This is a genomic window from bacterium (genome assembly GCA_030018315.1).
Taxonomy (GTDB): domain Bacteria; phylum Hydrothermota; class UBA3073; order JACQXS01; family JAGMCI01; genus JASEGA01.
The window spans coordinates 18,231-45,218 of record JASEGA010000013.1; the positions used below are offsets into that span (position 1 = coordinate 18,231).

The window sequence follows — 26,988 nt, forward strand, 5'->3', positions numbered from 1 at the left end:
GGGGACGATATTAGAGCAGTTATGCTGTTTGCAGCAAAGACATAATCTGTTGTAATTCAATGTCTACTGTTTGCATTGCTAAGGTTAACGGTGATGATATTTATGGTGCAACCCGTTTTTGCTTTGATAAGATTGTTTCTGCTAAATTACTCTCTGGTGTGCATAAAGTGCTTCTTAAGCCCAATTTCCTTAATTCCAGTCCAGCCTGGCTTGGCATCACTACTGATATTCGGCTCGTTGCAAGTATGATAAAAATTCTTCACGAGTGTGGTATAAAAGAAATTGTAGTAGGTGAAAGTGCTATCAGTGGCACGGATGATGTCTTTGAAAAATTGGGGGTTTACAGACTTGAAAAATTAGGTGCAAAAGTAGTGAATTTTGATAAAGGTAAATGGGTGAAAGTGGAGACAAATAATAAGATAGTGAGACATAGAATAGTATTGGGAAAATTTCATCTCCCTGAGGAAGTGATGGAGAGCGACCTTGTTATTAGTGTAGCAAAGTTGAAGACACATAGTGAGACAATGGTTAGCCTTTCTATCAAGAATCTATTTGGCTGTGTTCCACATAGTGACCGTCGTATTGCGCATAGAGATGGACTAAATAGTGCATTAGTTGATATTTTTACATATTTAAATGCACACAAGAAGATGCTATATTTTATAGATGGCATATATGGTTTGGAAGGTAGACTCGGACCTGTACACGGACGGCCGGTGAAAATGGATTTAATAATTGGAGGAACAGATGGAGTAGCTGTAGATAGCACTGGGGTAGAGGTTATGGGGTACAAACCAAATAAGGTAGAACATATTCGGCTAGCAGCTCTTATTACTCGTTACTCCTCACTTAGTACTGTATATGAGGGTGTAAGTGTTAAAGATGTCAAGAAGTGTTTTGATATGCCATTCCCGTTCTCACCTGTAGTGACACAGCTTCCGGTAATTAACAAAAAGATATTCAGAAAGAAGCCGTATCTACGTTTTAGGGGTAGATGTATTAGGTGTGGTGTGTGTGTAGAGATGTGTCCGCGTGATTGCATTAGGCTTCAAAATGGGGGACCAAAAATAGATTTAAAAAGATGTATAGGTTGTTTATGTTGCTGTGAATCCTGTGAACAAGGAGCAATGGATTACACAGTCACTTATGGCTTCATCTATAAGATGTTAAAGAATACACTAGAGATACTGCACAGTAAAAATGCGTAACTTCCAAAAAGGTAATAAAGGACTATTGAATAAGGAGCGTTTTAAAAGGATGGAGCAAGATAAAATTTTATGGTTGAAAAGGTTATCGCTCAAGGATGCATTGATACTTGAGGAGAGTCTCATTTCTTCTACACTTATTTGGGAATGGCGTAAGAATTTTGCTCCTGATACTCCTAAATAAGGAAGAAATTGACTATATGATAATTGGTGGTATAGCAGCGGGTACTCTTGGCGAGCCGAGAGTTACAGGGGATGTAGATATTGATATATTATTAGACAGGGACGACATTTCCAATTTTCTATATGGATTGAAGGAGGCTGGGTTTAAATTTAATAATAGAAAATGTATTACAGAAGCAAAAAATGGCGCCTTCCAAGTATTTTTAGGTCAATTTCATGTTGACTTCGTCATCGCATCAACAGACTTGGAAAAAGTAGCAATCCGTCATTCCGATAAACTTGATAAAAATTACCTTATTAGGTGGGCGGAAAAGTTATCTGATGAGGCACATAATTTAAGAATTTATAACGAAGTGAAAAGGCTCTTGACTCTGGAAGGGATGAAATGGAGAGAAAATTACAGAGAATAAAGAGAAGGTATTTAGCTCTAAAAAGGCAGATTCTTACTACTTTAGCAACCGGTGGAATTAAGCATGCCATTAATTATCTTTACTTTAAAATGCTTACTACAAGTAAAAATTCTATTTTACTCAAATGGTTGTATTCGGTAGCTCCTTATCCAATCTGCGTAGAGATAGAGACTACTACCAGATGTCATATGAAATGCATAATGTGTGAACATACTTATTGGAACGAGCCAGCAAGAGATATGTCATTTGAAGAATTTAAAGCAATTGTAGACCAATTCCCAAGGCTAAAGTGGATAGGACTCACAGGCATAGGGGAGAGTTTTCTTAACAAGGATTTTATGAAGATGTTGCGATATCTTAAATCTAAAAGTGTGTATATAGAGATTTACGATACTTTTTATCTTGTAGATAAAAAAATTGCTGAAGAGCTGATAAATTTAAGAATAGATAGAATTTTGCCCTCTATAGATGGAGCAACTAAAGAAACATACGAAAGAATAAGAGTTGGTTCCAATTTTGAGAGAGTTATAGAAAATGTACGCTATCTATCTCAACTGAAAAATAGGAAAAGTCTGGTTTATCCTGATATTTGCTTTCATTATATAGTTACTAAAATAAATCTGCACGAGATGCTTCCTTATATTGAGTTAGTCCATACTATTGTAAAGGATATGGAGGTGAGTATTCAATTTACCAGAGCACTACATAGTTTTGAGGAAATTGAGGATTTATTCATTGAAATACCGCCAGAGGTTATTACGGCAGTGGAGAAAAAGGCGAAAGAGTTAGGTATTCACTTGATATGGAACATAGATGTGTCTCAAGATAAACTTCCCATTTATAGATGCACTGCATGGATTGAGCCTTTTATATTTGCTACTGGACATGTTATTCCCTGTTGTGCCGGAAATGAGGCAAATCGCCGTGAGTTCCAGAAAAAATATAGTTTGGGAAATGTGTTTGAGCAGAGTTTTAGAGAAATATGGAAAGGAAAGGAATATAGAAATTTTAGAAAGATGTTAAGCAAAAATAAAGTTCCTATCCAATGCAAGAACTGTAGTTGTTATGACACCAGAGGTAGATAAGCAATCATCAGAGTCCCTTGTTAATAGTAGTTATGTAAATACAAGTACATTGGTAACGACATCGTTTTACAATAGGGATGGTACATTACTTGGAACAAGATACTAATATTAATTTTGTGTTATCTTAAAAAGGTTGACAGAATATTAATTTTGTGCTATCTTACTTAAAAGGCAATAAAAGCTAAAAATAATCACGACTCGTCGGAATACAGGAGAAAGAATATGAAAGTGTTAGTTACAGGAGGGTGTGGTTTTTTAGGGTCACATATTTGTGAATTTTATGTCAAAAAAGGAGTTGAAGTAGTATCTTACGATAACATGACAAAATATGAACTGCAGCGAACTGGCTATGCAACTGAGGAAGCACGGAACTACACTTGGAACTATCTAAAGAATATTGGAGTAAAGGTAGTTAAAGCGGATGTTAGGAATTTTGAAGAATTAATTGATAATGCTCAGGGATGTGATTACATAATACACACTGCAGCACAGCCAGCTATGACAATTAGTTGGGAAGACCCCCGATTAGATGTTACCACAAATGTTATGGGTAGTTTTAATGTTCTGGAAACAGCTAAAATGCTTAAGATACCTGTAGCGTCATGCGCAACAATTCATGTCTATGGGAATAAAATTAATCAAACATTGAGTGAAAGTGATACACGGTATGTTAGAGAGCCAGAAGCAATTGATGAAAGTTATCCTACATTAGAGGGGACTTTAACGCCTTTACATGCTTCAAAAGCTGCGGGAGATATATATGTCAAAGTTTATATAGATACTTATGGAGTTGAGGCGGCAAGTTTCCGACTCACTGGAATCTATGGGATTAGGCAATTTGGGGGCGAGGACCACGGGTGGGTGGCTAACTTTGCAATACGTAGTGTGTTAAATTGGCCGATAACTATTTATGGCTCAGGTAAGCAGGTTAGAGATATTATTTATGCTACTGATGTTTGCCGGGCGTTTGATGCCTTCTACCATTCGCGAAAACCAGGAATATACAACATTGGAGGAGGCACGGAAACTGCTATATCTTTATTAGAATGTATAGATATCATAGCTGAAATTAAAGGGAAAAAGCCTGAAGTTAAATTTGGGCCTGATAGGCTTGGGGATTTAAGATATTTTATATGTGATATAACTAAAGCACAAAAAGAGCTTAATTGGAAACCGCTTATTATGCCAAAACAAGGAATTAGAACACTTATTGAGTGGATAGAAGAAAATAAAAAATTGTTCAGTAAAGGGGGTAATTAAATCTTTATGAAAGCATTAATTCTTGCTGGCGGAAGAGGAAAAAGATTAAAAGAGATAACCAACTCAGTAAATAAATGCATGCTTGAACTTGGCGGTAAACCTGTGATTGAATATAACATTGACCGTGCCGCTGAGATAGTGGATATAAGCGAAATCGTAATTGTGGTTGGGCATAGAGCAGAAGATATAATAAACAGATATGGGACAGAGTATAATGGGAAAAAGATAAAGTATGTGCTCCAATGGGAACAAAAAGGGTTGGTTCATGCAATTGAATGCAGTAAGCATGCGATAGGTGAGGACGATTTTTTCTTGTTGTTAGGAGATGAAGTATTGATAAATAGTAGGCATAAAGAAATGTTAGATAAGTTTAAGGATGAAGATTTGTTCGGAGTCTGTGGCGTCATGATACAAAAAGACAAAAGTAAGATAAGCAGAACATATACCGTGTTAGTGGATGATAATGGCAGAATTTTTAGATTAATAGAAAAGCCAAAGAAAGTATTGAACGATTTTCAAGGGACAGGACATTGTATATTCAAGAATGAGATTCTATCTTATATAGAGAGGACACCGATACATCCGGAAAGAGGAGAAAAAGAGCTCCCTGATTTGATACAATGCGCAGTTGATAATGGACAATTAGTGAAAATTTTTGATATTTGTGATAAATACACCAATATAAATTCAGAAGAAGATATTATAGTGGCTGAGAAACTTTTTGGATGAAGGTTGGGATTGTTTCAGACCATCTCCCCGGGTACCATAAAATTTGGAGTGGCGCTGAGCTCATTGCTGTTACTCTTTCAGATATACTTAAAAGTGTAAATTGTGAGATTTTTTTTTTGACCTCCTCTTTTGACTATACCAAAAACAAACAAGGTAACTTAGTTTATGAAATAAACACCCCTTTAAAGAAGTATGAAGCTGTAGTTTCAAACTTTCCTTTAGATGTCTGTGCCATAATCAACCTTTATGGAATTTTAAAGAAAACCAAACCAGATATTGTCCACATCAATGGCAAATATCTATACTTGCCTACAATTATTACTTGTTTGATGCTTAAAATACCAATAGTTTATACAGTGGCAGATTATTTTATATTTTGCCCTCGGACTTTTATAAGAAAGCCTAACGGTGATAATTGCTCAACCTACCATGGGGCAGAATGTTACCAATGCGTATCAGAAATGAAACAGGGTATTTTAAAAACTATAACTTATATTACGCCAAATATTTTATTGAAAACTTTTTTTTTGATTAGAGCTAAGGTATTTGATTATTTTAACCAAAAGGTGGATTGTTTTGTTGCCCTATCAAAACCTTCTCGGCAGAGGCTAATAGATTATGGGATTAAACCGGAAAGGGTGAAAGTAATTTATCATTATAAATTAGCTAAATTAGGTGAAACAAAAGAAGATATAAAAGGGCCAGCAGTAGGTTTTGCGGGATGGATTTCGGTAGAAAATGGGGTAGATATTTTGGTTGATGCATTCTTGGATGTATTGGGTTTAATCCCAGAGGCAAAATTATATTTAATAGGGACAGGAAAAGAAGCATTTGTCAAGAATTTAAAAGATAAAGTTGTGCAGAATAATGCACAAGATAGTATATTTTTCTTGGGTAAAAAAAATAATCCTGAAACACTGAGTATAATATCCAAATGTAATGTTGTAGTTGTACCACATCAATGGCCGAAAGAATTTGGACCGCTTATCCTGATTGAGGCATTAGCAGTTGGTAGACCAGTTATAACTAGTAAAATTGGAGCAACAGATGAATTTATAGAAAGTAGAGAAAATGGGTTTTTGATAGATGACTTTAAAAATTATAAAAAATTTGCCGAAAAAATACAATATCTATTAACCAATCCAGAAATAGCTGAGAGGATGGGGAAAAAGGGAAAAAGTAAAGTAAGATTTATTTTTGAGAATTATTCTTCTTATGAATTACTAAATTTATATACTAACTTGTCAATTTGCAAGAAGTAACTACTTTTTTATAATTATGAGCTTAGTAAACATAAAGATAAAGTTTAAGAATGATGCTATGCAAAGTCCTAATTCTACCCTTAGAAGTGGAGGTAAATTGCTTAAATATATAAATAAAATAAGAAATAGGAAAGAGACGCTCCATATTATAAAAGCCTCTTTAGTAAGTAATTTTGCAAGAAAAATATAATTTAATAGTTCTGCAATGAAATAGAAGCCCATCATACTTGAAATAAGAAACAAATCTAACCTGCTTAAAATAAACTCTTTTCCATAAATTACTTTTAATATCCAAGCTCCTAAAAAAGAGAAAAGTATAATCATAAGAGATGCTAATCCCGTAGCAAGAAGTATTGCCTTTTTGATGTATCTTTTCTTGATACCTTCTTCTTTCAATACCTCTACTCTGGTCAAGTTAGGGAATATAGCGGTGGAAAGAGCGGTGAATAGTATATGGAGTGAGTTTAGTAACACCAATGCGGAACTATATAAGCCGGTTAAAAGGTTTGCATCTGTACCACCTAACATTTTAAGAAAAATAGGACCCGACCTTAGAATGAATATCCGAAAGAAATGAATAAAAGTGGCTAGAGCAGCAAAAGAGAAGAACTCTTTTTGACTTTCATTTTTTGCTTCCTTGTTGTCTCCTGTAAACCTGTCCCTCAATGTCAGACATAAGCAAGCTGTGGGTATAAGGGAGATAAAATAACCTATTAGAAGGCTACCACAGGCTCCTGTAATTCCGAAGTGTAAAATGTTGACAAGTAGGAGAAGAAATATCAGCCTGGTAAGGGGCTCAGAAAGTGTGGATAAAGAATAGTACTTGAATTCTCTCAAGCCCTGAAATATGCCTCGTAAGAGAAAGATTATTGAGCAGAATAAGACACTGAGAATAAAAATTGAAAAAAAGGCGGGTTTATTATCTAAGTATTTAGTCTGAATAAAGTTTCTTGTGCTCAAGGCAAAAACAAGGAATACGATAAACAATGCCATGGTTAAAAGACTGCCATTTCTTATAGCATTGCTTATCTTAGCTTTTTCTCCCATTGCCTCGGCAGCGGCACTGAATCTTATAATTCCATCTGCAGCACCTGATGCCAATAATGTAGCAATTGGACCGATAAGTGAGTATAGAATATTGAATACACCAAAATTAGCAGGTCCTAAAGTTCGTGCCGCTATTACATTAAAGATAAATAATACTGAACCGGACCCACCTAATCCAATGAACGAGAAAAGAGCACCTTTCTTAACTCCTTGAGGCATAAAATAACAATAATACACTTTGTAAGAATTGCAAGCTTTTTATAAGAATGCAAATTTACTTGACATATAAATAAATGATAAGTAATATAGATTTGGCAATGATTTTAAGTGGAAGTTTGGAGTAAATATATAATGAAAATAAATAAAGAACTTATTTGGGACTATGAGTTTGAGCCAAACAATTTCAATTCTGCTGGGTTCAAGAAATGGTATATTGCAAGAGTGTTAACAAAGGGGACTATAAAGGATATTAAAGAAGTGGGCTTGGAAACTATCTATAAGTACTTACCAGCAATTACTCTTCCTCTACAAATAAGAGAGTTTTGGGAATGGTACTTCAGTACTCAAGAAGTCCAAAAAAGATATGAGCATATTAACAGAGAACCAGAAAGTTACTGAGTTCTATCTCCAGCATAGATACTCTGAAAATTTGGACTTCTTTACAGAAAAGCCAAATATTATCAAACATGTTGTTGCTGCCTTTCAAAAAGAGTTAATCCAATTACCTAAACTTATTCCACTTGCCAAGAAAAAGCATATTGGACTTGATGAATACTTACTATCTAGGGCATTTTTCCGAGTAAGTGAAGTATCATTTCTTCCGAGAATGGTCAGACCGATAACTGTAGGGGAACTGCGTGATTTTTTTCTTAAACGAGCTAGAGGGATTATAGAAATGTCTTAATATTATGGGGAGAGTAAAGAGAGCTAAAAAATTACCTATAGCGGGACCTAAAGCTATCTCTGAGAGTACCTTAAATAAAATACTCATAACTATACTATTTGTCCTCCCAATAATCTATTTTGCACCATTCCTTTCTGGCTCTAAGATGCTATATGGGTCAGATTGGTTATTGGGTGCATATTCATCAATGAAATGGGTAGCTGATTGTATTAAAGCTAATGGGAGTGCTCCTTTGTGGAATCCGGCTGTCTTTTGCGGGTTACCGGCTGGTAATCCATACACTTTTTATACACTTCTAACACTTGTTTTACCTGTTCATGTAGTTTGGACATATCTTTTTGTGTTCGGTACATTTTTAGCGGGATTGGGTATGTATTTATACTTGAAAGAACTTAAGCTTTCTCTTTCCCCTTGTTTTATTGGGGCGTTAGTCTATATGGGATGCGGGTCTGTACTTTCTATGACTTATCCGGGGCATGAGGGTAAAATTATGGCTGCTGGTTTGTTTCCTTTTATACTACTTTTTTTACACAAAGGACTTGCAGAACATAGACTTGTTTACTTTCTATTTGCCGGCGGGGTAGGTGGGTTTGCTGCTACACATGCACATTTTCAACTTATCTATTATGCTGGTATAGTGTGTATATTTTATCTACTTTATCATCTTATATGGCAAAGAAATGAAAATAAGTTGAAAGGGTCTTTAAGACTTATGAGTTATTCTGTTGCTGGGTTAGTATTGGCAGGTGGCTTATTAGCTATAAACTATTTACCTATTTTTGCAGGTATAGGATGGGGGGCAAGAGGTGAGGGCCGGGGGTATGAATTTGCTACCTCGTGGGCATTGCCACCTAATGAACTTTTAGGCTTATTGACACCACACTTTTCTGGTATATTAGATAATTACTGGGGAGAGAACTATTTTAAACTTGATACGCAATATATTGGAATAGTGCCATTGCTACTTGCTGTTGTAGCAATGGTATTCAGAAGTAGAGAAAAGTATGTCAAATTCTTCATTGGACTTGCTGTTGTTGCAACAGTATTTGCTGTCGGAGGACATACTCCACTTTATCGTATACCTTATCATATCCTTCCAGGGATAAAGAAGTTTAGGGGTCCCTCAATGATTTTCTTCCTTGGTGCTTTTTCAATTGCTGTCCTTTTAGGATTTGGAATCCAACTCTTTATAGAAAATCAAAAAGCAATAGTTAAAAGTAAAAAGTTGAAAAAACTCGGTCTCTTATTAGGAATTATATTTGGGATAGTTGTAATTTTTAGTCTTATTTGCTCGTTAGGGAAAGAATCTGTGCTTTCATTCTTAAAAGAACATTTTCAGCCAGTTTTACTTGCAAGCTATGGTCCCGGACTTACCCAACAAAAATTACAAACCATTGTCCAAAATTATCCTTATTTTATTGGAGGGCTGGGCAGGACTATATTTTTGATAGCCGTTAATTCTATCCTTATAATATTGTTGGCTACAAAGAAGCTAAAATTAGTTCCGTGGACAATAGTTAGTGCAGTAATACTGCTATTTGACCAGTGGAGTATTGAGAAGAAGTTCTTGAAGAGTGTACCACATCCGAAAGAATATTATAAAGCTGATGAAGTTGTAAATTTTTTATCCAGCACAGGCTCCCAACCTGTGGACAACTCCTTGTATCGAGTATTTCCTGTTTATTATGAACACTCAACTGATGGCTATCTTCCACTTCATAATATACAGAGTGTAGGTGGCTATGTCCCAAATCCGGGTGAGAGATATCAGAAACTTATTGGCGCAGGAGAGAGTGTTATGTTCAATGCACCTAATCTGATGAGATATAGAAATATAGTTGATATTTTAAATGTTAAATATATTGTCTCTTTATGGGTACCCGATGATATCTCAGGTTATCCAGAAAATATACAGAAAGCAATTGAAGACTTTAAACTTAGCTTTTTTAAAAAATGGGGTATAAGCTGGACAGAAGTTCGGAATAGACTTAAACTTGTCTACAGGGATGCACGTGGATATGCAGTGTATGAGAATGAGAATGCATTACCAAGGGTATGGATTACCCATAATTTTAAAGTCGTGCCAAGAGAACAAGTGCTTAAGGAATTAAAGAGCACTGAGTTTGACCCCCGAACTATAGTGCTAATTGAAGAAGAACCGTCTACAATTCAGAATTTAGAACTCAGAATTCAGAATTCTGAAAAGGTTAAAATAGTTGGATATACTCCTAATAAAATTACTATTGAGACAGAACTTGAGGCTCCCGGTTTTCTTGTATTATCAGAAAACTGGCACTCGGATTGGAAGGTTTATGTTGATGGTAAAGAATCTAAGTTATATGTAGCAGATTATGCTTTGAGAGCTGTTCAGCTTGATGAGGGTGAACATAAAGTAGAATTCATTTATGATTCTCCGTATTTTAAAATAGGAGCTACGCTTTCTTTTATTTCATTTCTGTTCTTACTTGGTGTAATTGGATTTTGGGTTAGAACAAGAAAACGGAGTCAATAATTATGCGTGTTCTTATTATCATACCTACTTATAATGAAATAGAAAATATAGAAAAGCTAATTCAACTTATATTTTCCTACGTCCCACAAGCAGATATACTTGTAATCGATGATAACTCAAAAGATGGGACTGGTGAATATGTAGAAAAATTATCAAAGAGTGAACCAAGAATTCACATTATTCATCGGCCTGAAAAGCTTGGCTTAGGGACAGCCTATAGATTTGGTTTCAAGTATGCAATAAAAATGGGATATGATTACATTTTTGAAATGGACGCAGACTTATCTCATAATCCTGAAGATATTCCAAGGTTTATTGAAGAGATAAAAAATTGCGACCTCGTAATAGGCTCCAGATACTCAGATGGTGTATCAGTTGTTAACTGGCCAATGTTAAGGCTTCTGCTTTCTTACTTTGCTAACCTTTATGCTAGAGTGGTAACTGGAGTTCCAGTGAAAGATTTGACTTCAGGATTCAAATGTTACAAAAGAGAAACTTTGGAAGGGATGCCACTTGAAAGAATTAGCTCAGATGGTTATGGGTTTCAAATTGAGACAGTATACTGGGCTTATCACAGTGGATTTAAAATGGGTGAGCTATCGATTATATTTACAGATAGAGAAAAGGGGAGTTCTAAAATGACTAAACGTATTATTTGGGAGGCATTTTGGTTGGTGTGGAAACTGAGGCTGTTTTCACTTTTTAAGACCCGTTCCAAATGGAAACGGGTCAAGCCGCGGATTACACAGAAAAGAAGGTCAGATTAATGGAAAAGGATTCTAAGAAACCAGAGTGGAAGAATATAAAAGGGGTATCAATGGGATAGTTAGGAGAATCTCTGAAAAGAAAGGGCTTTCGAAAAGGAAAGGTTCTCGTACGCTCTGATATTCTGTCCTTCTGAGCATCTCATTCTGGTACTCTAATGTTCTGACATCTTTTTATATGTCTATTAATATTTCTGCAATAATAGTAGCAGCGGGTGAGGGGTCAAGGATAGGGGCTTCTATTCCTAAACCATACATTAAATTAAATGGAATCCCAATTATAGCATTGACCTTAAAGCCATTTGACCAGTCCACGGAGATAGAGAATATAGTGGTTGTTACTCACTGGAAATGGATTGATTACTGCCAATCTGAAATTATAAGAAAATTTGGATTTAAAAAGGTTATTACTGTAGTAAAAGGTGGTAATGAAAGACAGGATTCTGTGAATGTAGGGCTCGATGTAGTAGATGGTGACATTGTGCTCATCCACGATGCTGTGCGGCCATTTGTTACACAAGATTTTATAATTTCGTTAATTAGGGAATGTAAAAAATATGGAGCAGTGGTTCCAGGTATTCCTGTGACCGATACGATTAAAGAAGTAGATGGTAATTTTGTACACTGTACTATTCAGAGAGACCGTGCTTATTCTATTCAGACACCACAAGTTTTCAAAACTAATATAATAAGAAAAGCATACCAAGAAGCCTATGCTACCAGATTCTATGGGACAGATGATGCATCACTTGTAGAAAGACTAGGAATCAAGGTAAGGGTTATCAAGGGACTGCCTACCAACATAAAAATCACGACTAATGAAGACCTTTTATATGCAAAAGCAATTATAAATCAATGCAAAATTATCAATTAACAATTAGCAATTTTATAGTAAAGGTAGGATAGTAATTTTGCACTGTTAATTGCTAATTTTGTAATTTGCATTGAATTTTATGAGAGTAGGTTTTGGTTATGATTTCCATCGTTTAGTGGAAGGGAAACCATTAATCATTGGAGGGGTGAAAATTCCATGGTCCAAAGGGCTTTTGGGACACTCTGATGGTGATGCTCTTTCTCATGCTATTGGTGATGCAATATTAGGAGCAAGTGGTAAGAGGGATATTGGGACATACTTCCCGGATTGTGATCCAAAATATAAGGGTATATCAAGTCTTATTTTACTTCAAAAGATAATGAAAATTGCAAAAGTAGAAATTATAAATGTGGATTCAGTTATAATATGTGAGTCACCAAAACTTTCGTCTTATATTTTAGCTATACGAAAGAAGATTGCTAAAACACTAGATGTTTCTATAAGATGTATATCTATAAAAGCAAAAACTAACGAAGGAGTAGGACCTATAGGTAAAGGAGAGGGAATAGCAGCTTATGCGATAATATTTTGTCAAAAAAAACTTGACAAATAAGATTTTTGTAGTAATTTTTAAAAGGAGGTAAGAAAAAGTCTTTTTAAAGTTATAAGTTTAGAAGAACAAAAACTTATATACTTTATGAAGACTTTAATTCTTTGATAGGGGTCCCAAAAAGGACCTTATTTTTTATATATGATAGAAGGAGTGAAGACAAAGAAATTGAGGGTAATTCCTGATGAACGTGGTAGGTTAATGGAGATATTAAGAGCGGATGATGAACTATACCAACACTTTGGCCAAGTATATATTACCACTGCCTATCCGGGGGTGGTAAAAGCATGGCACTATCACAAAAAGCAGTTCGATAATATGAGTTGTGTGAGTGGTATGGTTAAGATTGTGCTCTATGATGCACGGAAGGATTCAAAAACCTATGGTGAGGTGAATGAGTTTTTTATAGGAGAATACAACCCAATTCTTATTCATATTCCACCTTATGTATATCATGGTTTTAAATGTATTTCAGAAAAAGAGGCAATTGTAGAGAATATTCCAACTGAACTCTACAATTACGAAGATCCGGATGAGTTTAGAGTTGACCCATATAATAATGATATACCTTATGACTGGAAGAGGAGGGAGAGATAGTTGGTCAGTTGGTTAGTTAGAGGAGTAAAGATGGGATTTGAAAGTGTTGAGAGTTCACAGATACTTAAAGAGGCAGAAAATATTGGAGATGAGATACGGGATGAGGTAATAAAATGGGACTATTTTGCAAAGAATACAGTAGGAAAACAAACTAACAAACTATGAACTTATTAGTGACTGGAGGGGCAGGGTTTATTGGGAGCCATTTTGTGAAGCTGGTCCTTAAGGAGCATCAAGATATAAAAGTTACAGTCCTCGACGCTTTAACCTATTGCGGAAATCTTGATAATTTTGCACCTGATGTATGGGATAATAAGAATTTTTCCTTTTGTCACGGTAGTATTTTAGACAAAAATTTAGTTTTTGACCTTATGAAAAATCAGGATAAAGTTGTTCATTTTGCTGCTTGGACTCATATAGACAGGTCAATTGATGTTGCCGACCCTTTCATTGATACAGATTTCAAAGGGACACAAGTTTTACTTGAGGCTATAAGGAGGTATCCGGTTAAACGGTTCATCCATGTTTCCACATCTGAAGTCTATGGAACTGCTATATACACTCCAGTGGATGAAAACCATCCAATAGCGCCTCAATCTCCTTATGCAGCAGCCAAGGCGGGTGCAGATAGGCTTGTTTATTCATACTTCCAGACTTACAAACTTCCTGTAGTAATACTAAGACCTTTTAATATCTATGGACCTAACCAATATCCTGAGAAATTGATTCCGTATTTTATAACAAGGGTAATGGAGGATAAATCTTTACCTATCTACGGAGATGGTAGAAATACAAGAGATTGGACTCATGTATTTGATTGTGTAAAAGCAGTGTGGAAAACACTACAAACCCCGGGGATAGAAGGGGAAGTGATAAATATTGGGTCAGAGACGGAGGTAGATGTTATTACAATCTCTCAGACTATTCTCAATACTTTAAATAGACCAAAGGCATTAATAGAACTTATTGGCGACCGACCAGGGCATGTAAAGAGATTGATTGCCTGCTCTAAAAAAGCTAATGATATCCTTGGGTGGTATCCGGAGATTCAATTTAAAAATGGACTTAAACAAACAATAGAGTGGTATGTAGATAATAGAAAATGGTGGGAAAAGATAAAGAAGAAACCGCAGTTTAAAGAGTTTGAAAAATTGTGGTATAGTAAACTCAGGAGGAAGAAGTGAGTGTTTTGTTATCTATATTAATAACTGTTACTCCTATTCCCGAAGATTACAAACTCCAAATACGGGATGAGATTACATTAACCGTATCTGGTAACATAAATTTTGCATATTCAGATAGTGTGTCTCCTCAAGGTACTATATTTATTCGGTCGGGTGGATTAACCTCAGAAGGTGTATCACCTTTAAGTAATGCAGTAACTCTATCAAGTAGTGTAATCTTAGGTACAGTAAAAGTGCTCGACCTTACATTAGAAGAAGCAAGTAAGTTAGTAGAGGATGAGTTTAATAGATATTTCAAGAATATCCGTATTTCTATCGCAATTAAAGGATTTCACGATGTTATTTGTGTAAATGGTGCAGTTGAGAAACCAGGGGCATATCCATTTTTCCCTGGCAGGACAGCTAAAGAATATATAGGGTTAGCAGGTGGGTTTACAGAGAGAGCAGATGCTAAAAGAAGTTATGTTATTAAGAAAGGCGGAAACAAGATTCACATTGACAAGACTGAAATAGATAGGGGCGATATAATTGTGGTAAAGCGTGTATTTCTTAAGTGGTGGGAAGATTATGTCACAATTGCTTCTGCTCTCACAACTGTGACAATTGCTTGGTTTACATTATCACGATAACAAATGGAGCGTAATATAGGTATAAAGGATTATATTAGAGTGTTGATTAAATGGAGAAGGCTCGTTGTCTTAAACGTACTTATTATCACTTGCTTCGCCATAGGTATATCATTTATCATTCCCAAAAAATACACAGCTACAGCTTCGCTACTTCCACCTCTCCCGGGAACGGAGATGTTAGGAATCTCAAGAACATCAGGAATAGCGAGTGCTTTATCGGGTATAGCAGGTATTTCTGGAATTCCAGGGCTCTCAGCTACTACTTCATCAGATTTATTTGCTGCTATTCTAAAATCAAAAGCTACGGCGGATAGAGTTATTATAGATTGTAATTTAATAAAAGTTTACAAAACAAATACTATGAAAGCTACTTACGAGAGACTCACAAAAGATACAGAAATAAAAGTAACTCCTGAAGGTATAATTACTATAGCTACAACAGCAAAGACACCTAGACTTGCAAAACTTATGGCAGATTCATATATCAGAAATCTTGACAACTTAAATAAGAAATTGACGATGAGTATTGGGAAACGGAATCGGATATTTCTTGAAAGTAGATTGCAAGAAGTCAAAAGGGACCTAAAAATGGCTGAAGATTCACTCAAAAGGTTTCAAGAATTACATAAAACTATATCTATTAAGGAGGAGATAGAACCTGTGCTTGAAGCAGTAAGTGAGATTAAGGCAAAAATTATTGCTAATGAAGTTAAACTTGGTGTGCTCCAAAAGTACGCTACTGAAGACAATCCGGAGGTAATTAAAGTAAAATCAGAACTTAGTGAACTCAATAAGAGACTGCATGCTATGGAATATAGTGGAGATAGTGAGCACTTTGGAATCGGTTTTTCTATCCCATTTAGAAAAATTCCAAAAGTCGGATTACAGCTGGCAAGGCTTACCAGAGATGTGATGATTCAGGAAAAACTACTTGCCATTCTTACAGAACAATACGAACTTGCAAAAACACAAGAGGCAAAAGATACACCTACAGTTGATGTTCTTGAAAGAGCCTCTATCCCTGAACATAAAAGTTATCCAAAACGAAAAATAATAGTCGGGCTTGCTTTTATATTTAGTCTTGCTGTAGGAATTATTCTTGCCTTCTTCTTGAACTGGATAGAAACTCTTGAACCAGAGGAAAGGGCAAAGTGGAAAGAGATAAGGGCGATGGTGAGAAGGAAGTAAATAAGTAAAAGATAATACCTTTGTTAATAATTGCTTAATCACTTAATAGCTAATTCTGTGGAAAATATGCTTGAACAGAAAATAATAGAGAAGAAGGCAAAAATTGGTGTAGTTGGTCTGGGCTATGTAGGACTGCCACTTGCTTTACATTTTACAAAGAAAGGGTTCAAAGTGTTGGGATTTGACATTAAAAAAATGCGTGTTAATCTTGTAAACGAAGGCAAAAGTTACATTGAAGATGCTCCAGAGGCTGAGCTTAAAAAAGAAGTGGCATCAGGTAGATTGAGTGCCACAGGTGATTATGATAGGATTCGTGAATGTGATGCGATTCAGATATGTGTCCCTACACCTATGAATCCAAATAAAGAACCGGATATCTCTTATATAGTAGCTACTTCCAAAGAAATTCAAAAGAGGCTGCATAAGAATCAGCTTATTATATTAAAGAGTACCTCATTTCCTGAGACTACAGATAAAGTTGTCCTTCCAATACTTGAGAAGTCGGGTCTTAAAGTAGGTGAAGATTTCTATCTTGCATTTTCACCCGAGCGTATAGACCCGGGGAACAAGAAATTTACTATTGGAAATACACCTACAGTTGTTGGAGGAGTGACTCGTGAATGCACAAAGTTAGCTGTTCTACTTTACAAGAGTGTTTTAGATAATGTTATCCCAGTTTCTTCAACTCGTGTAGCTGAGATGACAAAACTACTTGAGAATACTTTTAGGAATGTAAACATAGCACTTGTGAATGAGCTTGCCCAGCTATGTGAGCGTATGGGTATAGATATATGGGAAGTAATAGATGCAGCGTCTACAAAGCCGTTTGGATTTATGCCATTTTACCCGGGACCCGGTGTCGGTGGGCACTGTATACCAATAGACCCTTACTACTTATCATGGAAAGCAAGGGAGTATGATTTTCATACAAGTTTTATAGAACTATCTGCTAAAGTGAATGAGGATATGCCGTATTATGTGGTAAACAAGGTTATTGAGGCATTGAGTCAAAAAGGGATATGCCCAGCTAAAGCAAAGGTGTTAGTTCTTGGGGTTGCATTTAAGCGTAATGTTGCAGATTTGAGGGATTCACCCGCTTTAAAGATAATGGAGATTTTGAAAAATAAGGTATCCAAACTAAGTTATAATGACCCTTATATTAAGACTATAAGTATAAATAACCATAAGTATACATCAATCCTTCTCACAAACGATATCTTAAAGGCCACGGATTGCGCCCTGATAGCAACTGACCACAGTGTCTACGATTACAAGTCGATTGTGAAGAATTCAAAGCTTGTTGTAGACACAAGAAATGCAACTAAGGGTCTAAAAGGGGGTAATATTATAAAACTTGGCTGTTAGTGAGACTAATAACACTTCTTGAATGCGTTTTTAAACTCAGTAGAAAAAAATTTCTAAATTATTCCCTATCCGAATTAAAGTATAATTTTAAACTCTGGTTCTTGTGAGGTATGAGAGACATATGAAAAAAGTTCTTATAATTGTAGGGACGCGCCCGGATGCTATAAAAATGGTCTTCCAGGCAGAAAAAGAAAGGAGATTATAGTCAGCCACTACCGAATAAGGTTTTGATACAGGCATGAATCTACATCTTAACTATCAAAAAATTGGCTTGAGGAATGTGGGCCAGGATAAAAAATTATTCTTAACTTTTCTTATTTTTCAGATTGTTGTATTTTTTGCATTTTTAGGGTTATATAGTAAAACTAACAGTTGGTTAATTATTTTTACTACATTTTTCGCTCTCCTAATATTAGGGATTACATTATTTTCTGTAGAAAAGGTCTTTTTCTTAATTTTATTTTATTCACTTGCTTTTCCTGCAATTAGATATATATTTATTGATTTTCGTTGGTTACATATTGGTTATACAAATCTTATTGGCTTACCATTGTTTTTGTTGATAATGTTTTATTGGATTATATGGATGTTAATGAATACCCATGAAATTAAATTTACCTCTATGGACTTAGCAATGATAGTATTTATGCTATCTTTTTTATTCTCATCAATTATAGGGATTATGAATGGAAATAAAATTAAATATTTTGCACAAGATTTTATACCAATATTTTATTATCTCACATATTTTATATTTTTAAACTCGGTAATTAAAGAAAAAAATACAAGAATATTTTATGAGTTTCTATTTGGTATTTCTATAATAATTGGTTTACAATTTTTATATTCGGGTTACCTTTCAAGGGGTTTGAGAGTTTGCGCTGCCCATGTTCAGATGGCTCAATTAACCATACCTTATATTGGCGCTACATTAGTATATTCAGATTCTACAAAAAGAAAAGCAATCGCAATCATTGGTCTTATTATTATTTTGCCAAGTGTTATTATTTCATACCAAAGAGCACTATGGATTACTGTCGGATTTTCTTTAATTTTGTTTTTTTTCTTACTTTTGTTAAAGAGAAAATATTTAACTTTCTTCACTACATTGTTTACCTTATTTATTCTAATTTTTGGAGGGTTAAAAATTATTTCTAAAACCTTAAATATAAATTTGACGCCACTTTTACATAGAACTGCTGTAATTACAAATCTTTCGTTGATAACAAGGGACATTTCTTGGGTTACAAGAAATAGAGAAATAGAAGTGGCATTTAGTAGAAGAACATCAATAATAGATTTTATTTTTGGTAAAGGTTTGGGTGATTATTATGTAAGTCGTGCAATGTTAGGAAGGCAAGTTTCTCTTGAAAATAATTCGGTTGACAATTGCTATGCATTTTTGCTCTGGAAGTTAGGTTATTTTGGCTTAATTTCTTATTTGATTGTTTTATTTATATTTTTTAATCGGTGTATATTTTTATTCCGGACTACTAAAAATCCGGAAGAGAAAATATATTCTTTAAGCTCTTTGTTTTTAATAGGTGGTATGAGTGTTATTGGTTTTACTAATGATATGTTAATTCATGATAGATATGTTTTTCTTTGGGCAACTAATTTTGCTATGATTGAATGTTTAACCAGAAAATATATGAAATGATAAGAAAATATATTAAAGATACGAAAATTACATTTATAACGCAACTTATTATATTAATAATTGGATTTATTTACAGCATACTGATTGCAAGAATATTAGGACCGGAGGGTAAAGGTATAGCAACAATTGCTTATCTATTCCCATTTATTTTTTCAGTAATTGCAGGATTAGGTTTAGACGAAGGAAACATATATATGATTGCAAAAGATAAGAATAATCACAAAACAATATTTTCTAACTCATTTATATTAGGCATTATTATGAGTGGCATATCTATTTTTATTCTTTATACTTATAGAGATTTTTTCTTTACAAAAGTATTAAAAAATTTAGAATACAAGCATTTTATCATAATAACTACAAGTATACCATTCTTCATTTTCTTAATTTATAGTAGAGCATTACTTCAAGGGCATGGTGATTTTGTTAAATTTAATTTAACTTTTATTATCCATCATGGATTAAATTTCATTCTTTGTACTTTTTTAATTATTAAATTTAAGATTTTAGGTGCTATAATTTCTATTTTAGTTTCAACAATGATAGCAGGAATAGTTGTTCAATTTTATTTATTACCTTATGGAAGACCTGGTCCACCTAATTTATCATTATTAAAATCAACAGCTTGGTTTGGAATAAGAAATAAGGCAGGCTTTATTATTGATTTTGTTAATAAGAGATTAGATATGTTTATTTTAAATTATTTCAAGCCTATAAGAGAAGTGGGTTATTATTCTATTTCTGTTTCATTTGCTGAAATACTTTATAAATTACCAGAAGCATTTGGTATGACACTATTTCCAAAGGTCGCTAAACTATCAAATAATGAAGGTAATGAGTTTACTTCTTTAATATTAAAACATACAGTATTTTTAATGTTTTTAGGCAGCATATTATTTGCTCTTATAATAAAGCCTATAATATTTCTAACTGTGGGTAAAGAGTTTTATCTTTCAATCACACCATTTCTAATTTTACTTCCTGGGATTATATTTATGGGGATTACAAGAATAATAACAAGTAATTTTCAAGGACAAGGTAAGCCAGAATATGGGACTTATATAACAGCTGTTTCTGCAATCTTTACAATTAGTTTAGACTTACTACTTATCCCAAAGTATGGTATGATAGGTGCGGCAATCGCATCCACAATATCATATTTTGTAGGTGCTTCTTGCTCAATTTTAATATTTATAAAAAGAGCAAAAATAAAAGTAAAAGATGTAATTTTAATACAAAGAAGTTCAATTGGTGAGTTTAAATCGCTATTAAAATGAGAATAGGGATAGATAGTAGAGCTACAGTATTTGAAAAAGTTGGCTTAGGGACATATACCAAAAATTTAATAGAGGTAATTAAAAAAATTGATTCCACAAATACATATATTACATATAAGAAGGCTTGGGGCGTAAAGTTGTGCGACCACTTCCGTGGTGATGCATGGGAACAAATTTGGCTACCTTTAAAGTTAAAAGAAGATAAAATTGATGTATATCATGGAACAGTAGCAAGACTTCCTTTAATTAAATTTCCTAATATAAAATATGTAGTTACTATCCATGATTTAATCCCTATCATATCAAATAGATTTTGTAGCAAACAATATAAGATATATATGGGGATAATGTTTAAAATATCAACAAAATCAGCAGATAAAATCATAGCCAATTCTTATTTTATTAAAGATGAGATAATAAATACTTTAGGTGTAGAAGAAGGAAAAATAGAAGTTGTTTATTTAGGAGCTAGTGGAGTATTTCGTAGGATTAATAAAACAGAGGCATTTGATAAAGTATCTAAATTATTTGGAATAAAAAAGCAATACATATTGACAGTTGGTAATATTGAGCCAAGAAAAAATATAAAATCACTTTTTAATGCATACAAATTGTTAAAAAGAGAAGGATATGATTACCAATTAGTGATAGTAGGCCCTATTGGTTGGCAGGGTGAAAAAATTCTATCTGAAATAAAAGATAATGATGTAATATTTACAAATTATGTCTCAATTGATGAATTATTTTTATTGTATAATGGAGCTGAAGTATTTGTATTAGTCTCGTTTTATGAAGGTTTTGGTTTACCTATTTTAGAAGCAATGAAGTGTGGGGTACCGATTATTGCCTCAAATGTTTCTTCTATACCAGAAATTTTATCTGATGCAGGAATTAAAGTTAGCCCACATAATGTTGAAGAAATAAAAGATGCAATTATAAAAGTTATAGAGAATAGAAATTTAAGAGAAGAATTAATTGATAAAGGAATTGAAAGAAGTAAATTATTTACTTGGGAACTGAGTGCAAAGAAAACATTAGAAGTATATAAGAAAGTGTACAATTTATGAGAATAGGAATAAATTTATTATCTGAGTCAACTAAAAGTATGGGACCTCGTGTTTATGCTGAAAATTTAATAAAATGGTTAGCAAAATTTGATAGCAAAAATGAATATTATATATTTTTAAGCAAGGGAAATTTTAAGAATTATTATGTAAGCAAAAAAAATTTCAAATTTATATCAATTGGTGTACCAAATACAAACCCTATAATTAGAAGACTTATGGAACAATTATTAGTGCCTTTATTAGCTCAAAAATATAAAATTGATTTATGCCATTCGATAAATAATGTAATGCCAATTTTTTTTCAAACTAATTCAATACTTACTATCCACGATGTAACATCGTTTGTATTAGGTAAGCGATTTAGTAAATTAAAAATTTTTTTTCTTAAAAAATTAGTGCCCTATTCAGCAAAATTAGCAAAGAAGATTATTACTGTTTCCAATAGTAGCAAAGAAGAAATAATTAAGTATTGTAGTGTGAATGGATGGAAAATAAAAGTAATATATAATGGAGTATCTAATATATTTAATCTGGAAACAGGAGGTTGTGAGAAATGGGAGAAATATAAGCCTTATATTTTATATGTTGGAACGATTGAGCCAGGTAAAAATGTAATTTCTATTATTGATGCTTTTTATAAAATTCAAAGAATACATCAAGAATATAAATTAATTTTAGCGGGTAGAAAGGGTTGGTTATATCATAATGTATTAAGAAGAGTTTTTGAGCTTTCATTAAACGATAAGGTTATCTTTATAGAAAAAATTGATAAAAATTATTTACCCTCATTATATAGGTGCGCGGATGTTTTCATTTTTCCTTCATTTCATGAAGGTTTTGGATTACCAATACTTGAAGCCATGGCATGTGGAACCCCAGTCATCACTTCAAATACCTCTGCACTTTCGGAAGTGGCAGGTAATGCCGCCGTTTTGGTTGACCCTTATAACGTAAAGGACATTGTAGATGCAATCCAGAAAGTACTCACTTGCACGCAATTTAGGGAAGAATTAGTTGCCAAAGGACTTGAAAGAATTAAACTATTTTCATGGGAAAAATGTGCAAAAGAAACATTAAAAGTATATGAAGAAGTTTATAATGAAAAATGAATATTTTGATGCTTAATCCACCATTTAAGGGGAGGTTTTCTCGTGAACAGAGGTCGCCAGCTATTACTAAGTCGGGTACCCTGTATTATCCAATGTGGCTGGCGTATGCTACAGGAGTGCTGGAAAAGGATGGATTTAATGTTAAACTTGTGGATGCACCTGCAGGCGGAATTGATGTGGATAATGTAATAAAGATTATACAAGAGTTTAAGCCAGAGCTTATAGTGATTGATACTTCTACCCCCAGTATTTATAATGACATCAAGATAGCAGAAAAACTTAAAGAAAGTCAACTCCAAACTACCAACTCCCAACCCTTAACTGTTTTAGTTGGTCCACATGTATCAGCTACTCCAGAAGAAACATTGAAGTTAAGTGATAAAATTGATATTGTATGTAGAGGTGAATACGACTACACAATTAGAGATATAGCTGAAGAATTGCAAAATGCAAAATGCAAAATGCAAAATGCTTTTGATAAGATTCAAGGAATAAGTTTTAGAAATGGAAAAGAAATAATTCATAATCCTGATAGACCGTTCATTGAAAACTTGGATGAAATTCCATTTGTATCACAGGTCTATAAAAGGCAGCTTGATTATACAAAATACTTCTACGCACACTCACAGTACCCAATTGTGACAATTGTAGGGGGAAGGGGATGCCCGCATAGGTGTATTTATTGCGTGTACCCACAGACTTTTAGTGGGAGGAAATTGAGATTTAGAAGTGTTAAAAATATAGTTGATGAGTTGGAATTTATTAGTAAAGAATTCAAGGAAGTTAGAGAGATTATGTTTGAAGACGATACATTGACTGTGAATCGGAAGAGGTGTAAAGAGGTTTGTAAAGCCATAATTGAACGCAAACTTAATATTAGATGGTCGTGTAATTCGAGGGCAGATGTAGATTTTGAGACACTTAAAGTTATGAAAGAAGCTGGATGTAGGCTGATGTGCGTCGGATTTGAGACAGGGGAACAGAAAATACTTGATAATATGAAAAAAGGGATAAGGCTCGAGATAATGAGACAATTTATGAATGACGCGAAAAGGATTGGAATACTTATTCATGGATGCTTTATGGTTGGTAATCCGGGTGAAACAAAAGAGACTATGGAAAAGACGATGAAGTTTGCTAAAGAGTTGAATCCAGATACGGCACAGTTTTTCCCAATAATGGTATACCCGGGAACAGAAATATACGAATGGGTAAAAAAGGAAGGTTATCTTATAACTGATGATTATAGTAGATGGCTTACAAATGACGGACTGCATAACTGCGTAGTGGATTTTCCGGAACTTAAGAGTAAAGAACTGGTTGAATTCTGTGATAGAGCAAGAAGAGAGTTTTACATTAGACTATCTTATATTGTAAGAAAGGCGGTGCAGGTGGTTAAAAGTCCTAAAGAAGGAAAAAGGGTAGTTAAAGCAGCGAAAACTTTTGCTAAATACCTAATATCTTTTAAATGAAAGTCATTGCAAGCGTAAACGAAACAACCTCATTAGGATGAAAGTTATTTTATTCTTATCTATTGGAATACTGTGTTATGTGTATATAGGCTATCCATTATTATTACTTATTATTTCTAAGATAAAGCCAAAATTGTATAAAAAGGATGAGTCATTGTTACCCTCTGTATCACTTATTATTCCTGCCTATAATGAGGAAAAAGTGATAAAAAAAAAGATTAAAAATAGCTTGGAGCTTGATTATCAAGGTAAACTTGATATAATTATTGCTTCCGATGGGTCTGAAGATAAAACAGTAGAGATTGCAGAAAAATTTAATAAAATTAAAGTTAAAAAATTCAACCAAAGAAGAGGAAAGATGGCTACATTAAATGAAACAGTAAAGGATGTGGAGAGTGAAATTATTGTACTTACTGATGCTAATGCTATGTTTGAGAAAGATGCTATAAAGAAACTGGTGCGCGACTTCAAAGATGAAAGTGTAGGTTGTGTATGTGGGGTTAAAAGTGTAAAAAAAGATGGTAAAATAGGAAAATATGAGGGACTCTACTGGAAACTGGAAAAGTTTTTGAAAGAGAAAGAGAGTAAAATTGGGTCATGTGTTGCAGATGGCTCGATATATGCAGTAAGAAGAAAACTTTACCCATTCCCGAAAGAGGATAGGATTATAATGGATGATTTAGCAGTCTCATTAGCAGTTATAAATAATGGATACAGGAGTGTACTTGAAAAAGAAGCAGTTGCATATGAGACAGCATCAGTAAATATTTTTGATGAGTTCAGAAGAAAAGTACGGATAATGGAAGGTGCTATTACATCTATAATTGATTACGGAATAAAAAAAACTGCGCTACAAATTGTGTCGCATAAGATACTACGATGGGCTGGAGGAGTATTTATGATTGCAGCACTTATTTCAAATATATTTACTTATGGGACTTTTTATAGTATATTATTATTACTGCAAATGTGTTTTTATAGCTTTGCAGTTATTGGGTTTATATTTGAAATAAAAAGTGGTAGGGGCGTATTGCAATACGCCCCCCGTCATTCTGAGCAAAGCGAAGAATCTAAGATAAAAGAAGTATTTAGATTGCCATTTTACTTTTGTTTGACAAATAGTGCACAGATAGTAGGAGTTATTAAATACATAATAGGCGATAAAAAGCCGATATGGACGAAGATAGAAAGGGCAAAGTTAGAGGAGAAATTAAAAGATTGTCATTCTGATAATGAGCGTAGCGAAGGGGAAGAATCTATGGGATTATGAGAAAGAAGAGTGATATCATATTATTTTTGGCACCTATTATTTTAGATGCTATTTCCATTTTTATAGCTTTTATCTTAGCCTACTTAATAAGGTTTTATTCAAGGCTAATTCCAATTACCAAAGGAATACCTGCAATCGGACCTTATTTATCAATGGCTGTGTTTGCTATGGTGGTATGGATTGCTATATTATATCTGTCAAAAGTTTATGACACAAAAAAGGTGAGGTCAGTAGTGGACGAAACTTACGAAGTTATTAAGGGAATAATTATAGGAACAGTTATTGTGCTTGCACCCATTTTCTTTTATAGAGAGTTCTTGTTCTCAAGAGTTACTATTTTACTTGCTTGTATCATTAGTGGCGTATTAATCATGAGTGGAAAGGGAATTATTAGGGTTGTAAAGATGGCTTTGTACCGTAAAGGGATAGCAGTGCATAATGCATGTATAGTTGGGGGAGGGAATAGAGCAAAGGAGGTAATTGAAAGATTTAAGAAAAATCCAATCACTGGATATAGACTTGTAGGCAAGATTACAGAAAGAGAAGATGGAAATGACCTACCTATACTTGGTAATCTTTTTCAAATACGAGAAATAATAGAAAAGAATAAAATAGATACACTAATACTTACTTTCCCTTTGTCTGAACATAAGAAAGCAGCTAAAATACTTCTTAGATGCAATGGATTACCAGTTGACCTGAAGTTTGTACCAGACCCTTACGAACTGCTGACATCAAAGATTGAGTATTACGACTTGGATGGATTTACTATGCTCGGAATTAAGGAGTTTGCATTAACATACTGGAATGCATTAACAAAGAGAATTTTTGATGTTGTCGTTACAAGTATACTCCTCATTATATTAGCACCTCTTACACTTGTGATTTCAATAATTATAAAACTGTCTTCAAAAGGACCTTTATTTTATCGGCAGAAAAGAATTGGAAAAGATGAGAAAGTGTTTGAGATACTTAAGTTTAGAAGTATGGAGATGAATGCGGAAGAAACTACAGGACCTGTATTCGCTACCGCTAACGATGCGAGGACTACAAATATTGGTAGAGTGATTAGAAGATGGGGAATAGATGAGATTCCACAGCTTATCAATGTGATTAAAGGACAGATGAGCCTCGTCGGCCCTAGACCTGAAAGACCGGAGTTTGTCGAAAAATTTAGTGAAGAGATATCAAGGTATCTTGAACGCCATAGAGTTAGACCAGGAATTACGGGATGGGCACAAGTCAATGGACTACGTGGAAATAGTTCAATTAAGGAAAGGGTGGAATATGACTTATATTATATAGAAAATTGGTCACTCGGGTTTGATATAAAAATACTGTTGACAACACTCAGTGCCATCATTAGAGGTGAAAACGCATATTAG

27 protein-coding genes are annotated in these 26,988 nt (G+C 34.0%); 26 read left to right on the forward strand and 1 reads right to left on the reverse strand.

What is annotated here, in order from left to right:
- Nucleotides 1-59 precede the first annotated feature (59 nt).
- The 7 genes from QMD71_05505 to QMD71_05535 all read left to right on the forward strand — a co-directional run bounded on the left by QMD71_05505 (nt 60) and on the right by QMD71_05535 (nt 6,134).
- Nucleotides 60-1,208, forward strand: coding sequence for a DUF362 domain-containing protein (locus tag QMD71_05505; protein ID MDI6840285.1), 1,149 nt, complete (start codon nt 60-62; stop codon nt 1,206-1,208).
- A complete protein-coding gene (locus QMD71_05510) occupies nt 1,201-1,389 on the forward strand; it encodes a hypothetical protein (GenBank protein MDI6840286.1) in 189 nt (62 codons plus the stop codon). Before QMD71_05505 ends, QMD71_05510 begins: the two co-directional genes overlap by 8 nt.
- Before the next feature lie 16 nt (nt 1,390-1,405).
- Nucleotides 1,406-1,798, forward strand: coding sequence for a hypothetical protein (locus QMD71_05515; protein ID MDI6840287.1), 393 nt, complete (start codon nt 1,406-1,408; stop codon nt 1,796-1,798).
- The gene (locus QMD71_05520) at nt 1,774-2,883 is read left to right on the forward strand and encodes a radical SAM protein (GenBank protein MDI6840288.1); all 1,110 of its coding nucleotides are present in this window, start codon (nt 1,774-1,776) and stop codon (nt 2,881-2,883) included. Before QMD71_05515 ends, QMD71_05520 begins: the two co-directional genes overlap by 25 nt.
- A 222-nt stretch (nt 2,884-3,105) precedes the next feature.
- Nucleotides 3,106-4,143 (forward strand): NAD-dependent epimerase/dehydratase family protein, encoded by a 1,038-nt coding sequence (locus QMD71_05525; GenBank protein MDI6840289.1) that lies wholly within the window; start codon nt 3,106-3,108, stop codon nt 4,141-4,143.
- 6 nt (nt 4,144-4,149) lie between these two features.
- Complete coding sequence (locus QMD71_05530) at nt 4,150-4,872, forward strand: nucleotidyltransferase family protein (GenBank protein ID MDI6840290.1); 723 nt, start codon at nt 4,150-4,152, stop codon at nt 4,870-4,872.
- Entirely contained in the window at nt 4,869-6,134 is a 1,266-nt protein-coding gene (locus QMD71_05535) for a glycosyltransferase family 4 protein (protein MDI6840291.1), read from the forward strand. The genes QMD71_05530 and QMD71_05535 overlap by 4 nt, the downstream gene beginning before the upstream one ends.
- Here the strand turns inward: QMD71_05535 and QMD71_05540 are convergent, their stop codons facing one another.
- Nucleotides 6,135-7,400, reverse strand: a complete 1,266-nt coding sequence (locus QMD71_05540; GenBank protein MDI6840292.1) for an oligosaccharide flippase family protein — start codon at nt 7,398-7,400, stop codon at nt 6,135-6,137.
- A 132-nt stretch (nt 7,401-7,532) separates the two neighbouring features.
- Between QMD71_05540 and QMD71_05545 the strand changes: the two genes are divergently transcribed.
- From QMD71_05545 to QMD71_05635, 19 genes are all read left to right on the forward strand, one after another.
- Complete coding sequence (locus QMD71_05545) at nt 7,533-7,799, forward strand: hypothetical protein (GenBank protein MDI6840293.1); 267 nt, start codon at nt 7,533-7,535, stop codon at nt 7,797-7,799.
- Complete coding sequence (locus QMD71_05550) at nt 7,765-8,085, forward strand: hypothetical protein (GenBank protein MDI6840294.1); 321 nt, start codon at nt 7,765-7,767, stop codon at nt 8,083-8,085. Before QMD71_05545 ends, QMD71_05550 begins: the two co-directional genes overlap by 35 nt.
- Before the next feature lie 4 nt (nt 8,086-8,089).
- A complete protein-coding gene (locus QMD71_05555; protein MDI6840295.1) occupies nt 8,090-10,597 on the forward strand; it encodes a YfhO family protein in 2,508 nt (835 codons plus the stop codon).
- A 2-nt stretch (nt 10,598-10,599) separates the two neighbouring features.
- Entirely contained in the window at nt 10,600-11,364 is a 765-nt protein-coding gene (locus tag QMD71_05560) for a polyprenol monophosphomannose synthase (protein ID MDI6840296.1), read from the forward strand.
- Between the two features lie 175 nt (nt 11,365-11,539).
- Entirely contained in the window at nt 11,540-12,235 is a 696-nt protein-coding gene (gene ispD, locus QMD71_05565) for a 2-C-methyl-D-erythritol 4-phosphate cytidylyltransferase (GenBank protein MDI6840297.1), read from the forward strand.
- A 79-nt stretch (nt 12,236-12,314) separates the two neighbouring features.
- A complete protein-coding gene (gene ispF / locus QMD71_05570; GenBank protein ID MDI6840298.1) occupies nt 12,315-12,788 on the forward strand; it encodes a 2-C-methyl-D-erythritol 2,4-cyclodiphosphate synthase in 474 nt (157 codons plus the stop codon).
- A 138-nt stretch (nt 12,789-12,926) separates the two neighbouring features.
- Entirely contained in the window at nt 12,927-13,382 is a 456-nt protein-coding gene (locus QMD71_05575; protein MDI6840299.1) for a dTDP-4-dehydrorhamnose 3,5-epimerase family protein, read from the forward strand.
- 30 nt (nt 13,383-13,412) lie between these two features.
- Nucleotides 13,413-13,547, forward strand: a complete 135-nt coding sequence (locus tag QMD71_05580; GenBank protein MDI6840300.1) for a hypothetical protein — start codon at nt 13,413-13,415, stop codon at nt 13,545-13,547.
- The gene (locus tag QMD71_05585) at nt 13,544-14,566 is read left to right on the forward strand and encodes a dTDP-glucose 4,6-dehydratase (GenBank protein ID MDI6840301.1); all 1,023 of its coding nucleotides are present in this window, start codon (nt 13,544-13,546) and stop codon (nt 14,564-14,566) included. Before QMD71_05580 ends, QMD71_05585 begins: the two co-directional genes overlap by 4 nt.
- Complete coding sequence (locus QMD71_05590; protein MDI6840302.1) at nt 14,563-15,195, forward strand: SLBB domain-containing protein; 633 nt, start codon at nt 14,563-14,565, stop codon at nt 15,193-15,195. The genes QMD71_05585 and QMD71_05590 overlap by 4 nt, the downstream gene beginning before the upstream one ends.
- 3 nt (nt 15,196-15,198) lie before the next feature.
- Nucleotides 15,199-16,383 (forward strand): Wzz/FepE/Etk N-terminal domain-containing protein, encoded by a 1,185-nt coding sequence (locus QMD71_05595; protein MDI6840303.1) that lies wholly within the window; start codon nt 15,199-15,201, stop codon nt 16,381-16,383.
- 66 nt (nt 16,384-16,449) lie between these two features.
- Nucleotides 16,450-17,748, forward strand: a complete 1,299-nt coding sequence (locus QMD71_05600) for a nucleotide sugar dehydrogenase (protein ID MDI6840304.1) — start codon at nt 16,450-16,452, stop codon at nt 17,746-17,748.
- A 280-nt stretch (nt 17,749-18,028) separates the two neighbouring features.
- Complete coding sequence (locus tag QMD71_05605) at nt 18,029-19,408, forward strand: hypothetical protein (protein ID MDI6840305.1); 1,380 nt, start codon at nt 18,029-18,031, stop codon at nt 19,406-19,408.
- Nucleotides 19,405-20,685, forward strand: coding sequence for a flippase (locus QMD71_05610; GenBank protein MDI6840306.1), 1,281 nt, complete (start codon nt 19,405-19,407; stop codon nt 20,683-20,685). Before QMD71_05605 ends, QMD71_05610 begins: the two co-directional genes overlap by 4 nt.
- Entirely contained in the window at nt 20,682-21,752 is a 1,071-nt protein-coding gene (locus QMD71_05615) for a glycosyltransferase family 1 protein (GenBank protein ID MDI6840307.1), read from the forward strand. The genes QMD71_05610 and QMD71_05615 overlap by 4 nt, the downstream gene beginning before the upstream one ends.
- Nucleotides 21,749-22,861 (forward strand): glycosyltransferase family 1 protein, encoded by a 1,113-nt coding sequence (locus QMD71_05620; protein MDI6840308.1) that lies wholly within the window; start codon nt 21,749-21,751, stop codon nt 22,859-22,861. Before QMD71_05615 ends, QMD71_05620 begins: the two co-directional genes overlap by 4 nt.
- A complete protein-coding gene (locus QMD71_05625) occupies nt 22,858-24,333 on the forward strand; it encodes a radical SAM protein (GenBank protein ID MDI6840309.1) in 1,476 nt (491 codons plus the stop codon). Before QMD71_05620 ends, QMD71_05625 begins: the two co-directional genes overlap by 4 nt.
- Before the next feature lie 37 nt (nt 24,334-24,370).
- Nucleotides 24,371-25,603, forward strand: coding sequence for a glycosyltransferase family 2 protein (locus tag QMD71_05630; GenBank protein MDI6840310.1), 1,233 nt, complete (start codon nt 24,371-24,373; stop codon nt 25,601-25,603).
- Nucleotides 25,600-26,988: an undecaprenyl-phosphate glucose phosphotransferase gene (locus QMD71_05635; GenBank protein ID MDI6840311.1), complete on the forward strand. Its 1,389-nt coding sequence runs from the start codon at nt 25,600-25,602 to the stop codon at nt 26,986-26,988. Before QMD71_05630 ends, QMD71_05635 begins: the two co-directional genes overlap by 4 nt.